We start from the raw sequence: 14,412 nt of genomic DNA, 5'->3' as shown, positions 1-14,412 counted from the left end.
ATGTTAATTTGCTGAAACGTGCTATACAAGCCAGCTTGTTTCGCACTCTAACTATTTCAAATACCCACGCCAGATCCAGCCGCCGTGATTGCCGACCGTGCTCTTAACGTGATAGTAAATAGCATATTTACCGGTATTCTTCTTATATAATTTTTCGTGTGCATCAGTTACCCAGGTAACGTTAGGTAAGTCGGCGTTATAACCATAACGGGTTCCTAAATGCTTTGAGTAACGTGCACCTTTGGTTGTTGTGTAATAGTGACGACCCATCGAAGTTCTCCAAATCAACTTAACTGAAGCTGATCGAGTAGCCGAATATTGTTTTCCGGCAGATGGACCTGGCACTATGACAATTGAACCTTTCTTCTTGGAATTGCTGGATGGTGTTGATGACGAGCTTGCTGATGAAGCGGAACTTGCACTCGAACTGCTGCTCGATGAACTTCCGTTGGCACCATTATCAGAGGTATCAATCGTTCCAGAATTCAAATAGTAGTTATTATTCATTTGGCTGACATCCAAGTTTTGAGTAATGGATGGGAACCGATAATCGGATGCCCACTGCCATGCGTTGGCGTTAGGGTATTTGTTGCCGGTAGGGTTAGCTGGATAATCGGCAATCCATCCTTGGTTAGTGGTATTGGTGTCAATATGAACACCTAACCAGCTGGCCATGGTATACAAATCTGTCTTATTATAGCCGGCTTGATTCAGCGTTGAATCAAACGCTGCCAGATTAGCATCATTCTGGGCTTTTGAAACGCCAGCTAATTCTGAAGATTCAAAATCGGCGACCATGACAACGTTAGTTGAACTGGTAACTGATTTTACAGAATTGATAAACTGTTGGGCCTCGGCCTGAGCTTGGGCAACAGTGGTGAAATGAACAAAGTGGTAGAAGTTAACACTGAGGCCAGCCTGTTGGGCATATTGGACTTGCTGAAGCAGGTATGGGTTGGTATACCCGGTGCCTTCTGACGCTTTGATTGTAACGGCTTTAACGCCATTTTGAGCTAATGTTTGATAGTTTGCTGCGGTTAAATTGGACTGCCAGCTTGATACATCGACCATATTGGCAGATGGCTGCGTACTTGATGGTGTCAGCGCAGCATGAGCAGCTGTCGTTGATGTGCCCAGAAGAATTCCGCCGGCAAAGAGTCCAAGGACTGCGGCGCCATTTTTAATAATTTTCTTCATAATGTTTCAACTCCCATCTATGTATATATACGTCAAGTTGATACTAACATGAATGGGTAGGTTTCGAAAGCATGTTTACTTATTGTTGCGGCTTCGTCGATCAAGTGAAAAAGACCAGTAAATTGCCAGTAATAATACGGCGGCAATTGTAATGGTTGTAATGTTATTTGGTTAGCCAGGGCATCTTCAAAATGGTCAACAGCGCTTGGACTGAGTGTATAAAAAGAGTTTAACAAATTAGTAAACGCCTTTTATCATTTGCTGATTTGATGTATAGTATAAACAGGTCCTGATGTTATTTCTGACATGACATCACTAACGAACCCCATTTGTAAAAAGGAACATTATTTAACACAAAAAGTCGACCATTTTTTTAGGTGATCGACTTTTTTATTTATCGAGCGTAATTGACACTTAAAAAAGCATTAGGGATTAATCGTTGTCAAAAATACGTCCCATTGTAAACTATCTTGACAAGGATTTTGACTTAAATCATACTTGCTTACATTTTATTTTCATTCTTAACGCTTACATCATGAAAAGATACTATAAATCTATATACGGTCTTTTTATTATGGAATATAATGGTCGGGAAAGCGGAAGAAGTGTAGAATATCGCTACTTTATGTGTTGAATGGGGAGGGTATAGTTATGAATAAAAAATCAGGAATGATGGCTTTTTCAATCTTAATGCTGTCATTATTACCAATGTCCACTGGTGCAACTGCTGCAACAATTCCTGGATTAATGAAACAATTTTCATCAGTTTCATCAGAAACCGCAGAGCTAACCGTTACGATTCCATCGTTTACGATGGCACTTATGATCGTGATTGCCAGTTTCATCGTTAAAAGAATTGGAACCAAGAAAATGGTTCTTACAGGAACGGCATTAACCGCTGTTGGTGCAGTTCTGTCAATGACTGCGCCAAGTGTTTCGGTATTACTGATTGCTCGAGCAATTATGGGGGCTGGAATTGGTACCTTCAATACATTGTGTATTAGTTTGATTGATCGTTTGTATAGCGGTCAGCAACGTGAAAAATTATTGGGCTTTCAGAACACATTTCAAGGACTTGGTGCCGCAGGTGGTGCGTTGGGCGTTGGCCTGATCTTGATGTACAGCAATTGGCGGATGGCATTTAGCATTTATTTAGTAAGTATTGTTCTATTTGTCCTATATTTGCTGTTTGTTCCAGAAGTTCGTTACGATGCTGAAAGCGTCGAGAAAAATACTAATGAAAATGAAGATGTAAAGGTACCGTTAACTTCTAAAGTTCAGTTTGGCTATTATTGGATTGTCATGTTTATCCTGATGGTCTTTTATATGACAGTTAACGTTAAGATCCCAACCTTTATTTTAAATAATAACTTTGGACCACTTTCTGTTGGATCCAGTGCTGTTGTGGTCATGTCAGTTGGAACAATTATCGGTGGTTTGATTTATGGTTATGTTGAATCAATCGTTAAGGAAGCAACTTTGGTCATGGCAATTGTCATCGAAGCAATTGGCGTGTTTATGATTAGTACTTCCGGTTCTGCAACGGCGTGCTTCATCGGTGCATTCTCAGTGGGCTTCAGCTTTGGTTTGTTTATTCCATTTATCTTTTCAAAAGGGCTGTCCTTTGTTCCTAAGAAATATGGTAATGATGCAACGACCATTTTGATGCTGAGCACAAATGGCGCAAACTTCCTTTGCCCATACGTCAGCAAGTTTATCAATGTCGGTGGAACCGATCGAAGCTTGTTCATGATTGCCGGTATTATTGCATCAGTTCTGGGAGTTATTGAATTGATTAAGCTATTCGCAAATAATTCTCGGCGAACGGTTACTGAATCATAAAATATTTAAAGCTTGTAAATCAAAAAAATGTTTGTGAAACCATGGATACGTATTAGTATCCATGGTTTTTGTTTCTCATGGAATCAAGCATCATTAATTATCGGAAGTGTTAGACTTAAATCAGATTGTAACGGAAGCGTTGTAATTAAAGTTAAATTCAAAGATGAATATGATGGTGATCAAATGACAACAATTAAAGATGTTGCGCGTGAAGCTGGCGTTTCAATATCAACGGTTTCACGCATTCTGAACTTTGATGAAACCCCTTCTGTGGGGGAAAATACACGAAGAAGAGTTTTGGAAGTTGCAGAAAAGCTACAATATAAGAAACGAAATCGTCACGTTCCAAAAGACAATAAGAAGATTGGCATTATTCAATGGCATTCAGATAAAGAAGAGTTATCCGACCTTTATTATCTTCAGATTCAATATGGCATTGAAAATAAGGCTGCCAGTTTGGGTACTGCCGTGGAAAAGCTCACATTTGAGTCGGTTGATAAGAATCGGGTCAAGACTCTTAGCGGTATGATTGCCGTTGGTAAGTTTGATAAAACCGAAGTCTTGAGCTTGAAATCGTATGGGGTTCCACTAATTTTCATTGGGGAGAATTATTTGTCGTACGATTGTGACAGTATAAGAAGCGATTTTGAATCACCTGTTCGTAAGATCATTGACCGGTTTATCGATCGTGGTATCAAAGATATTGGGATGATTGCCGGGAAAGAAAATACTGTCACTGAAAAGCAAGGGGTTCGCGATCCCCGGGTTTCCACTTTTGATTCATATTTGTCGGAAAAAGGATTGTTCAATGACGCGTTTGTGTTTCAGGGACCATTTGGGCCGGATTCTGGTTTTGAACTGATGAATCTCGCAATCAAACAATTGGGAGACAAATTGCCCCATGCGTTCTTGATCGGCAGCGATTCAATGGCTGTTGGTGTGTTACGAGCGCTTCAGCAGCAACACATCAAGGCTCCGGATCGGGTCAGCATCATCAGTTTTAACAATGTGGCGATTGCCAAGTATACCAGCCCGGCACTGACAACTGTGCATGTTCATACTGAATTGATGGGCGAGCGGGCAATTGAAATGTTAACAGATAGAATTAAAGATCCCAAGAAGGTTCCTGAGTTGACGGTTATTGCGACCGAATTAATGGAACGGGAAAGTAGTTTATAAGTCATAACATAAAACGGCTGCGAGTTAATCGCAGCCGTTTTTTTTACTTTTTATATTGGCGAATCTTCGGTGGAACGTAAGTGGTCATGAAGCTGTATATCTCATCCAGTGAATCTGAGAAGAGGACTTTTTTGCGGTCCTCTGCAGATAAGAATCCTTCGCTTGTCATCTTGTCGAACATTTGTGCCAAGGGATCATAATAACCGTTGACGTTGTAAAAGACGCAAGGATTGGGGTTGTCTCCCAAACGTGCCCAGGAAAATGCCTGAGTAATTTCTTCAAGCGTTCCGATCCCACCGGGAAGGGCAATGCATCCGTTAGAGATATTCATCATCTCTGCTTTTCGGGCGGACATATTGTCGGTAATGGTTAAATCTGCCAAGCCCTTTAATCGTGGTGACTCTGCTCCCCGCGCAACTAATTGTTTGGTGGTAACACCATGAACCTGGCCACCTTCAGAGAGAACCTGATCGGAAAGAATTCCCATTAGGCCAACTCCGCCACCGCCATAGATAAGTTCGATATGGTGTTGAACCAGCCATGAAGCAAGCTATTTGGTCGCATCTATGTATATGTCTTTATTTCCAGTTGAAGCGCCGCAATAGACCGCAATTCTTTTCATAACGTTACTCCTTTACGCGTAATATAGTATTATTTTAACAGTTTTTCTGAAAACAATTTTTGAAAATTTGGTTAGTGGTCTATAATTGAATTACGATTTCACGAAATTGTAAGAGGAGGTCACCATGGAAACCTATATTTTAGATGATTCAGATGACATGTGGAGCCATTTTGCCAAACTAATTGGTGATGTTTCCTGGCCTGCGGGCAAATACTTGGCAAACGAAATGCTGGGTGGTCGCTTGTCTGACTGGGAGCGGGTCATTGTTTTAATGGATCACGATCATTTAGTCGGCTTTTGTGCGGTTGTTCAAGAAGATATTGTTAAGAATACCGGATATTCACCATTTATCGCATTCGTCTTTGTGAGTGAGCAATACCGTGGAAAAGGACTCAGTCAAACATTAGTTAAGTTGGCGGAATCACAAATTAAGCAAACTGGTTTTCATAAAGCATACATTGTGACAAAGCATGTTGGTCTCTATGAAAAAGTTGGGTATCAACAAATTGATACTTCAGTGGATCAGATGGGAAGAAAGATGAGGATATTAGCTAAACAGCTATAATTTAATTGAGGAGAGAGTTTAATAATGAGAGAAGAGACCCCCGTAACAAATCGTCAAAAAGTATTTTTAGGTGCCCTCCTGATTTTTCTGGTAGGTGCCAACATGCGGACGGCGATTACGATTGTACCGCCAATTTTAACCAACATTCAAAATACCTTTAGTATGCCGGAATGGTTTCTCGGTAGTTTGACGACAATTCCATTGATTTGTTTTGGAATCTTGTCACCAACCGTTACGTACTTTATCAAACGTTTCGGTATTCTGCCGGTTACGATCGTCGATTTGTTGCTGCTGACCGTTGGAAACTTTATTCGAGTGTATTCGTTCACCAGTCTCATTTGCGGAACGATTTTAATCGGTGGTGGAATTGCCATGTTAAATGTTCTCGCTCCGACCTTGGTATCGTATTTATTTCCAATGAAGATTGGAACATACACAGGGATGTATGTCTTTGCACTTTCACTTTCCAGTTCAGTTTCTGCTGGGTTCAGTGCGGTTATCAGTCATTTGATTACATGGCAGACAATGATTCAGTTTGTTTCTGTTATTCCAGTTATTACGATTGTCGTTGCCTTAGTGTTGCGGAGCTCTGGTAAAAAGACAACCGTGAAGAAAGCAAAACGCAATTCCTTAAATCCTGAGGTGCAAGGCAGTGTATGGAAACGGCCATTAGCTTGGGCATTAGGTGGTTTTATGGGACTCCAGTCGTTATTATTTTATTCGATTTTGACCTGGTTGCCACCAATTTTGATGGCATCAGGAATTAACCAAAATACTGCAGGTTACTTATTAGGGCTGCTTCAGCTGGTTGCCTTACCAATTTCATTTGTCGTTCCGAGAATTATTAGTTCAGTTGCAAAACAATCGATTATGATTTGGACAATTTCAGGCCTATTCATTGTGGGACTGGGATCGTTAATGCTGGCAGGTCAGAGTTTCTGGTTTGCGGTTATTGCATGTATATTATTGGGACTATCCACAAATATCGCTTTTAGTGAGGCAATGACACTTTTCTCATTGAAGACAAGAACACCAAATGAAACGGCTTCGGTTTCCGGTATGGGCCAGTCATTTGGGTATCTCCTAGCTGCAACCGGACCAATGATTTGTGGCTGGATGCATGGACTGACTACAAACTGGTTTGCAGTTTTGATTTTCTTGTTATTGGTCACTTTTGTTATGACCTTCGTTGGTTTGCTGGTTGATCGAGAAGAATATGTATTTGAAAAATAATTCAAAAAGCTATCAAGATAATAAAATCTTGGTAGCTTTTTTTCTATACACTCGTATTAGGATTTGTTGTATAAGCAGCCCACGCTTGCACACCAACCGTTCCTAGAATAAGTACCGCACCGAATGTTTCAGGCAGTCCAAAGCTGACGCCCAAGAAGACAATCGATAGGAAAGTTGCCGATAAAGGTTCAAATGAGCCAAGCACACTCGCTGTTGTTGGCGTTATGAAGCGCAAACTTTGAAGATAAAAGAGATAAGCCAACATTTTCCCAAAAATCACCACAAAGCCGATACTGCCATATGTTGTCCAACTGAAAGCCGGCATATCGTCCCAAATTTTATAGTAAATACTGAATGAAACACCACCTATCAGCATTGACCAGCCAACAATTGGGATCGACCCATACTTTTTAAGGAGGTATCGTGGCAATAATGTGTACAACGTCGAACTAACTGCTGCTCCGAGACCCCATAGAAAGCCTCCCAGAGGCATTGTCAGTGTCGTTAACCGGCCGTGGGTAACCAATAGGATTGTCCCCAACAATGCCATGATGACGGATAATACATCGATTCTGCGGGGAAAACGGCGGGTCCACAGCGCCAGGTAAATAATAATAATTGCAGGTGATAGGAATTGTAAGATGGTTGCCGTTGCGACATTTCCCGCCTCAATTGCCATGAAATATGTATATTGTGACGCCGCCATTCCAACGAAGCTAAAGAAGATGAGACTCATCGAATCTTTTTTATGATGCCATACTGCCATTTCGGCACTTCGGTTGCCTAGCATGCCATAAATGACTAATAATATTCCGGATATCAGCATTCTCACTGAAACTAGCCAGTGTGAGCTGACATGAATATCTTTAAATAAAAATTGAGCAACCGTTCCTGAGATCCCCCATAATAAAGGTCCAAGAATTGCCAGCATAATCCCTCTAAGCTTCATGTTTTTCACAAAATTCACCTCCAATCCACAATGCAATAATTATATTACAAAGATAATGGTTTTAGAATAACCCTTTGTAAAATAAAGTGAATTGCGTTAAAGTATCATTAATATTTAATGATAAAATAAAAAAGGAGGCCTGCCAATGTTTGACACAATAGGCCAGATTATCTTCAACAATGAAATTGTGGCGAAAGCCAGCGACTTTAACATGGGAATCGAAGTTGAAACGATTCGAATTGATTCTGCGGGGCGATTAACGAAGGAGCCTTATCCAAAGGCACTTGGTAATCAGCGCAAGAACCACTTTATTAAAACGGATGTTTATCAAATTCAGAGTGAAATTATCACGCCAACAGCTCGGAAGTCCCTGGATGCCATGCATTATTTGATGGCCCTAAATGATACCTTGAGGAATGCCTTGGAGCCAAATGAATTATTATGGCCATTAAGTATGCCGCCGGTTTTGCCCAAAGATAAGAGCACGATTCCAATTGCCGACGTTGATCCTGATCAAAAAGCTTACTATGAGAAATGGATTAAGACTCGAAGCGATACGCAGGGAATTCCAGTTGGGGTTCATCTGAATGTCAGTATCAACGATGGTGTTTTGAAGACTGTTTGGCAGGCTGTCCAGAGTCAGTATGATTCATATGCCGACTTTGTTAATTATCTCTATATCAAAATTGCTCAAGGCTTTGATTATTACCGTTGGCTGATTACCTATTTATTTGGCAACAGTCCAATTGCCGAGAAAAACTTCTTTAAGCCGGATGAAGATCAACCTCAACGAGAAGTTCGCAGTATTCGTTCATCAAATTATGGATTAACTTCAGATGTTACCCATAACTATCGAAGTGTCCCTGATTACGTCAAAAATATCGAAAAAAACATTGCTGACGGCAATTTGTTTAGTGAAGCGGAATATCATTCCAGTGTTAGGTTAAAGACAATGCACGGCGATCTAACGAATATGGTGAAAAATGGAACTGACTACATCGAACTTCGAATGCTTGATTTGGATCCGACGACTGCCCTTGGGGTTCGGACATCAGCCATCCGATTCTTCCGAATTTTACTCAGCTACTTTATGATGATGCCGACTTTGGAAAGTGATGACAAAATCAATTTGAAGCTCGAACAAGGCCGGGCAATGAATGAAGTTGTCGCAATGGAAAGTCCAACCCAGCAAACAATTTATCACCATGAATCTCAAAATTTCTTGGATAAACTGCAAATGTTTGGTGCCCAAATTCAATGGGGACCGGAATATCAAGAAGTTCTGGATACCATGCAGGATCGCCTTGATAACCCCAATCTGACACCCGCTGCCACTCTGTGTGATCACGAGGTCGACGGTTCATTGATGTCATATGGATTGGCAATGGCCAATCGTTATCAAAATCGGGCTCATGAAAATCCAAATCCATTTACCGGATTCGAAGAAAAGCCGGATATGAATGCCAATGAATTAAGGCAACGTCTATTTGGCGTGATGGGAAAGCCTGAGAATTACAGTAAAGGTTAGGATTGTTGATTTATGCCTTTAAACGATGAATAATGATGTCAAAAGTGGTTGGCAGTCTCTCAATTGCGAAGCGTCCCCACAATCCGGTGTTGTGCGGGCGCTTTTTGGTAAGGAGGGTAATCTAATGAAACAGTCAAAAGTAGTCTCTGATTTTATTAATTCAACGGTTGGCTTGGAAGTTGAAACCCATCGTATCGATTCAAAGGGTGAACTAAGCCATCAATCATATCCACAAGGGTTACTAAATGAAAAGCAGCATAAATTTATAAAAAATGATTTTTTGGAAACACAGTCCGAACTGATTACTCCTCCCACTAAAACAACTGTTAAAGGGTTAAAGTATTTAGGAGTTTATCATCAAGCCCTCAGAAGTGAGTTGAAGAGTAAGGAGTATCTCTGGCCATATAGCATGCCCCCTAAGTTAAAGTCAGACCACTCAGATATTGTGATTGCGAAAACCGATCAAGAAAGTTATGAGTATCGGAAACGGGTTGCGAAAATTCGCAAACTGGCGCAAACCGCAGAAACAGGTGTCCATGTTAATATTGGTTTTACAAAAAAGGCGATGAGTGACTTAAAAGCTAAAGAGCCAGACGTCAATATTAACGAGTTGTATCTGCAGGCAGCAGTGGGCTTTATGCGCTATCGTTGGCTGTTCACATACTTATTTGGTGCAACGCCATATGCCTTTGATAATTACTTTCCAAATGACGCAGGGGTTCCCAAACATGCAGTGAGATCCCTGAGAAATTCCCATTTTGGGTTTGGAAATGGCTTTATATCAAGCTATCAAAGTGTGCAGGAATACGTTGACGGTATTTTGAAAGCGGTAGATGATCAAAAGCTTATTGCTCAACGTGAATACTACGGGACAGTGCGGCTCAAGGGTAGTGATGATGTTCGAAAACTGCTTACCGATGGCATTGGATATATTGAACTTCGAATCTATGATTTGGATCCATTTGAGCCATTAGGCGTTTCAGAAGATGCTGTCGATTTGGTTCGACTGATGTTTGCCTACTTTATCTACAAGCGCCCATTTGATTTGAAGTCCGCAGATCAGGATATTGCCAAAGCGTGCGAAAAAAATGATCAGGTGGCACTGGAAGATCCATTGAAAACCAGCGCATATCATGATGAAGCATCCGCATTTATTGATCAACTTGAGAAATTTAGTGCGCAAGTTGTCATTCCATTTAATTCCCAGCATTTGTGTTTTAAATTACAAGAGATGATTGATGATCCGGTCCTCACTCCAAGTGGGCGTTTGATCAATTGGCTGAGTGAAAATCCAGATAAGGCTTTTAAACAGCTGCTAAAGTTTGCCAAAGGTTACCAAGATGATTTGATCCACAATCCGGCCATTGGTTTTGAGTCCCTGAGCAAGAATGAGCAACAGGGGATCTTGGCAACTTTGAAAAAAGGCATTCCCGTTAGAATTAAATCCTGGTATAAATAAAGAAGCGTTCCCCAAAAGCAAAACTTTTGGTGGAACGCTTCTTAATTTAGGGATTATTCCTCCCAGCGGCCACCGCCACCTAAGCGTTCAACCATCTTAGGATCCCGGTGATCGAAGAACGCGGACTCTTTCATGTCTAATTGTTGAATCAGCTTCATCTCTTCGCTCGTTAATTCAAAGTCGAAGATGTTGATGTTTTGTTCCATTCGTTTTTTGTGGACCGATTTGGCCAATGTGACAACCCCACGTTGATAAAGCCAACGCAATACAACCTGGCCAACACCCTTTTTGTGGTTGTCAGCAATTTGACTCAACACATCATTTGTAAACAAACCATGCTTGCCTTCTGCAAATGGTGCCCAAGCTTCCGGTTGGATACCCAATTTTTTCATCCAATCCAGTTCGTCTTGCTGCTGGAACCAAGGGTTTAGCTCTACTTGGTTAACTTGAGGGGTGACATCATTGTGTTGAGTAAGATCCACAAATCGATCAGCGTTGAAGTTAGAGATCCCAATGGCGCGAACTTTACCTTCTTTTTGGAGATCTTCCATTGCCCGCCATGAGCCGTAGACATCACCGTATGGTTGATGGATTAAATATAAATCCAGATAGTCCAGCTTGAGCTTGATCAATGCTTCCTCAAATTCTTTTTTGGTTGCATCATAACCAGTCGAACTGACCCAGACTTTAGTGGTCACAAATAATAGGTCACGGGGAATGCCGGATTCTTGGATTGCTTCGCCAACTTCAGCTTCATTTCCATAGGCTTGGGCAGTGTCAATCAGACGGTAACCCGCGGATAGGGCGTCTAAAACAGCTTTCTTCGTACCGTTATTTTCAATTTGGAACACGCCAAAACCGGTTGCTGGCATCTCAATGCCGTTGTTTAGTTTAAATGTTGGAACTGTTATATTATTTTTCTCCTTTATCATCTTTCAAAAATGGTTTCTCCCACAATTCTTCAGTGTTATCTTTCGTCATTTGGCCAGAATCAAATTTTGCAAGATGCTCGTCAAAAGTGTCGATTTTATACTGAAGCATTGCTCGAGTTTCGGTCATTTGGACAAGCTTTTTGTTCAAAGTATCCAGTTGTTCATGAAGGATTTCCTTTTGGGCAGCTCGGACTGATCCGCCTTTTCGGGCAAGGGTTGCGAATTCGATTAATGACTCAATCGACAGGCCGGCTCCCCTGAGACTTTTAGCCAGATAAATCCAGTTAAGATCATTTGTTTTGTAATTTCGATATCCGTTATGATCCCGTTCTACCGGGGGAATAACTCCGATCCGCTCGTAATACCTGAGCGTGTCGGTTGAGACGCCCAATAATTCAGAAACCTTCTTGCTATTCATGTGTCGCACACCTCCATATTTCAATTAACAAGTATACTTTAAACCCTGGAGTGAACTCCATAGCAAGCATAAATAAAAAGAGAAGTAACTTTTGCGTAAAGTTACCTCTCATTTTTTATTTTCTGGTTTTATCCGCTACAACTTGACTTCGATCAATAAAATCCTTAAACAGTTTACGTGAATCTTCAAAATGCTTATAAATGTTTTCGGGATGCCATTGCACTGCAAGAATTTGGTCGTTATTAATGGATTCGATTGCTTCAATCACTTGATCATCTGCTCTGGCAGTTACTTTCAAGTATGGGGCAACATCTTTAACTGCCTGGTGATGTCGAGAGTTCACGTATGGCCGTGGTCCAATGATGTCGTTTAAACGGCTATCTGGATCAACTGTCACGTGATGGGACGGCATGTTACCTGGTGCCTCTTGTGAGTGCTTTAATGTTGCGTGAAGGTCCTGTGACAGGTCTTGATAGAGTGTTCCACCGAGACCAACGTTAATCAGCTGCATGCCACGGCAAATGCCCATAATGGCTTTACCAGCAGTGACTGATTGTTTCAATAATTCGATTTCAAATAAATCCCGCTTGAGGTAGGTCATTCCCAACTTTTGAAAAGGCTCTTCGCCATAGAAAGTAGGGTCAACATCTGCACCACCAAGAAAACAGACGCCGTCAAACAGTGTCATATAATCGCGTACATCTTCTGGATTAACACTTGGAAAAATAACTGGAACGCCACCGGATTTAACAATGGCTTCAATGGCTGGTCGCGGTGCGAACGCAGCGTTTCGTTCATTAATAACATTCGTTGCCTCGGCAAGAGTGTCTGCAGGTAATGCGATTCTTGGGCGCAATATAATCCCCTCCTCATAACTCACTTTAAATCTGTTTGTATTATTGTACTCCAAAAGAATAAAGTTACGTTATATTTTGATTGTTGTCAACATAAAATTGTTTTATTTCTTATCTTTTGCTTTACCGGGTTCCCAACTGCCCTTAAATAGTTCTTTCTCCAAGTCATTTGCCGTTAGTTCGGCGTTGCTTTCAAAGCCTTTGAATGGCCGAATTGACTGGAGGGCGGATTGTTGGTACCGCTTGGCTCGTTTGATCGCATATTCTTCTAGCGACCCATCCTTCAAGTGGGTAATCAATTTCGCACTTGGGGTTGTCAATGGGTTCTCTACCCGATCTTGGAGATCCTGAAGTTCTTCTTGATATTCGGGGCCAAGCTGAATCTTGTTGGAATACATTTCCAGACTTTGTAAAAATGCCCGGGCATTTGCCTGGTATTTTGAAACATCGTTTGGATGTTCTTCGGAAACTTCCTCATTCATTTTATCCGAACGGGCAATGACTTTCTCCACTTCATCCGCGTTCATTGCCGGAGACATGATGAAGTAACTGGCCATTAAACGGATGAACCGTAACGTATTAGTTCTAATCCCCACCGAACTGCTGGGGTCAAGATCAAGCATTCTTAACTCAAGGTACTTCACGCCGGTCTTTGGCAACTAACTGAGATTCGAATTTCCCTTAAACCGAACGGCACCGTGAAATTCATAATCTGAAATTAATTTACCGTCGGCAACTCCCTTTTCAATTCGGTTGACGTATCGCTGGACGTTGGTATAATCTCCCGCAAATGGATTGCCAAACCCATGTGAACTCTGACGAATACTTCTGATAGGTGCTTTGGGGCCTTTACCAGGATCAAAATAATTTGCCTCGGCTATCGGGCTTGCGCCAAACAGATATGTAATGACCCAGCGGTAACGTAGAAATCCTTGGGCAATCTTGGCATACAAATAATTTTGAAGGTCAATTTTAGATTTAAATCGATCATTCATGTTGGCTAAAACTAAATCAAAAATGTGAGGATCAATACTCAAGTTGATGTGGGCACCACATGGGGTTCCATGAGAGAAGCCATGGCGTTTCAGCCACTCTTTTAAGTAAGCCTCTTTTTTGGGACCCATTTTGGCCAGTGGAATTTTGCTCTTGTCCTTAGGCAACCGTGGCGGCATTGATAAGGGCCACAACAGTTCACCAGGAGATAGCGCTGTTCGTAAGGCGTTATTGATGTTGAATAAATAATGCATCGCGTCCAATGCATGGGCAGCCGGTGGTGTGACGACCTCAGACATTGTTTCCAAGAAATCGTTGGTAATCCATGGATTGGTTTGTTCGTCGCCAGCTCCAGCGGGATAGGGCTCTTGGCTTAAATTCCCGTTCTCATCGACTCGCTGCATTTCAATTTCGATCCCCATGGTAAAATCCGATGTTTTCGCAACGGCTTCATTGTCGAATATTAATTGACCAATTTCACTAAACATAGCATTCCTCCTATTCTAATTGATTAGAATTTGATGATAATTGATGTCAAAATAGTAACACTATAACCATTTATAAGCAATGCTAACAGTGTTATAAATATGAGTTTTGTGCTAAAATTATTTTATTTAATTAATTTCTAATTTAGAGGTGGA

General features: G+C 41.3%; 11 protein-coding genes and 2 pseudogenes. 6 read left to right on the top strand and 7 right to left on the bottom strand.

Annotated features, from left to right (window positions below; translation table 11 throughout):
• Positions 1-51: 51 nt before the first annotated feature.
• The gene (locus LKE01_RS01905) at positions 52-1,197 is read right to left on the bottom strand and encodes a GH25 family lysozyme (protein ID WP_054768760.1); all 1,146 of its coding nucleotides are present in this window, start codon (positions 1,195-1,197) and stop codon (positions 52-54) included.
• 651 nt (positions 1,198-1,848) lie between these two features.
• Here LKE01_RS01905 and LKE01_RS01900 point away from each other — a divergent pair.
• Together LKE01_RS01900 and LKE01_RS01895 are read left to right on the top strand one after the other, a co-directional pair.
• Entirely contained in the window at positions 1,849-3,039 is a 1,191-nt protein-coding gene (locus tag LKE01_RS01900) for an MFS transporter (RefSeq protein WP_054768758.1), read from the top strand.
• A gap of 183 nt (positions 3,040-3,222) precedes the next feature.
• Complete coding sequence (locus tag LKE01_RS01895) at positions 3,223-4,218, top strand: LacI family DNA-binding transcriptional regulator (protein ID WP_054768806.1); 996 nt, start codon at positions 3,223-3,225, stop codon at positions 4,216-4,218.
• Positions 4,219-4,261: 43 nt separating this feature from the next.
• Here LKE01_RS01895 and LKE01_RS01890 read toward each other — a convergent pair.
• Positions 4,262-4,840 (bottom strand): annotated as a pseudogene (locus LKE01_RS01890) (LOG family protein).
• A 124-nt stretch (positions 4,841-4,964) separates the two neighbouring features.
• Between LKE01_RS01890 and LKE01_RS01885 the strand changes: the two are divergent.
• Together LKE01_RS01885 and LKE01_RS01880 are read left to right on the top strand one after the other, a co-directional pair.
• Positions 4,965-5,405: a GNAT family N-acetyltransferase gene (locus LKE01_RS01885; RefSeq protein WP_054768757.1), complete on the top strand. Its 441-nt coding sequence runs from the start codon at positions 4,965-4,967 to the stop codon at positions 5,403-5,405.
• Positions 5,406-5,429: 24 nt separating this feature from the next.
• Complete coding sequence (locus LKE01_RS01880; protein ID WP_082619765.1) at positions 5,430-6,638, top strand: MFS transporter; 1,209 nt, start codon at positions 5,430-5,432, stop codon at positions 6,636-6,638.
• Positions 6,639-6,681: 43 nt separating this feature from the next.
• Here LKE01_RS01880 and LKE01_RS01875 read toward each other — a convergent pair whose 3' ends face one another.
• Entirely contained in the window at positions 6,682-7,596 is a 915-nt protein-coding gene (locus LKE01_RS01875) for a DMT family transporter (protein WP_056983058.1), read from the bottom strand.
• 136 nt (positions 7,597-7,732) lie between these two features.
• On the opposite strand from LKE01_RS01875, the gene LKE01_RS01870 reads away from it, so the two are divergent.
• Positions 7,733-9,115 (top strand): glutamate--cysteine ligase, encoded by a 1,383-nt coding sequence (locus tag LKE01_RS01870; RefSeq protein ID WP_056983060.1) that lies wholly within the window; start codon positions 7,733-7,735, stop codon positions 9,113-9,115.
• Between the two features lie 124 nt (positions 9,116-9,239).
• The gene (locus tag LKE01_RS01865; RefSeq protein ID WP_056983061.1) at positions 9,240-10,574 is read left to right on the top strand and encodes a glutamate--cysteine ligase; all 1,335 of its coding nucleotides are present in this window, start codon (positions 9,240-9,242) and stop codon (positions 10,572-10,574) included.
• Between the two features lie 53 nt (positions 10,575-10,627).
• On the opposite strand, the gene LKE01_RS01860 is transcribed toward LKE01_RS01865, so the two are convergent.
• The 4 genes and pseudogenes from LKE01_RS01860 to LKE01_RS01845 form a co-directional block, all read right to left on the bottom strand.
• The gene (locus LKE01_RS01860) at positions 10,628-11,485 is read right to left on the bottom strand and encodes an aldo/keto reductase (protein ID WP_095344977.1); all 858 of its coding nucleotides are present in this window, start codon (positions 11,483-11,485) and stop codon (positions 10,628-10,630) included.
• 1 nt (position 11,486) lies between these two features.
• Complete coding sequence (locus LKE01_RS01855) at positions 11,487-11,924, bottom strand: MerR family transcriptional regulator (protein WP_054768756.1); 438 nt, start codon at positions 11,922-11,924, stop codon at positions 11,487-11,489.
• A gap of 115 nt (positions 11,925-12,039) precedes the next feature.
• On the bottom strand, positions 12,040-12,780 hold the full coding sequence (locus LKE01_RS01850) for a gamma-glutamyl-gamma-aminobutyrate hydrolase family protein (RefSeq protein WP_054768755.1): 741 nt from the start codon (positions 12,778-12,780) through the stop codon (positions 12,040-12,042).
• Between the two features lie 102 nt (positions 12,781-12,882).
• Positions 12,883-14,259, bottom strand: a pseudogene (locus LKE01_RS01845) (glutamate--cysteine ligase).
• Between the last annotated feature and the right edge of the window lie 153 nt (positions 14,260-14,412).

It is taken from the genome of Lentilactobacillus kefiri (assembly GCF_007989105.1).
In the GTDB taxonomy this organism is placed as follows: Bacteria; Bacillota; Bacilli; order Lactobacillales; family Lactobacillaceae; genus Lentilactobacillus; species Lentilactobacillus kefiri.
This window is presented reverse-complemented; position numbering and strand designations above follow the sequence as displayed.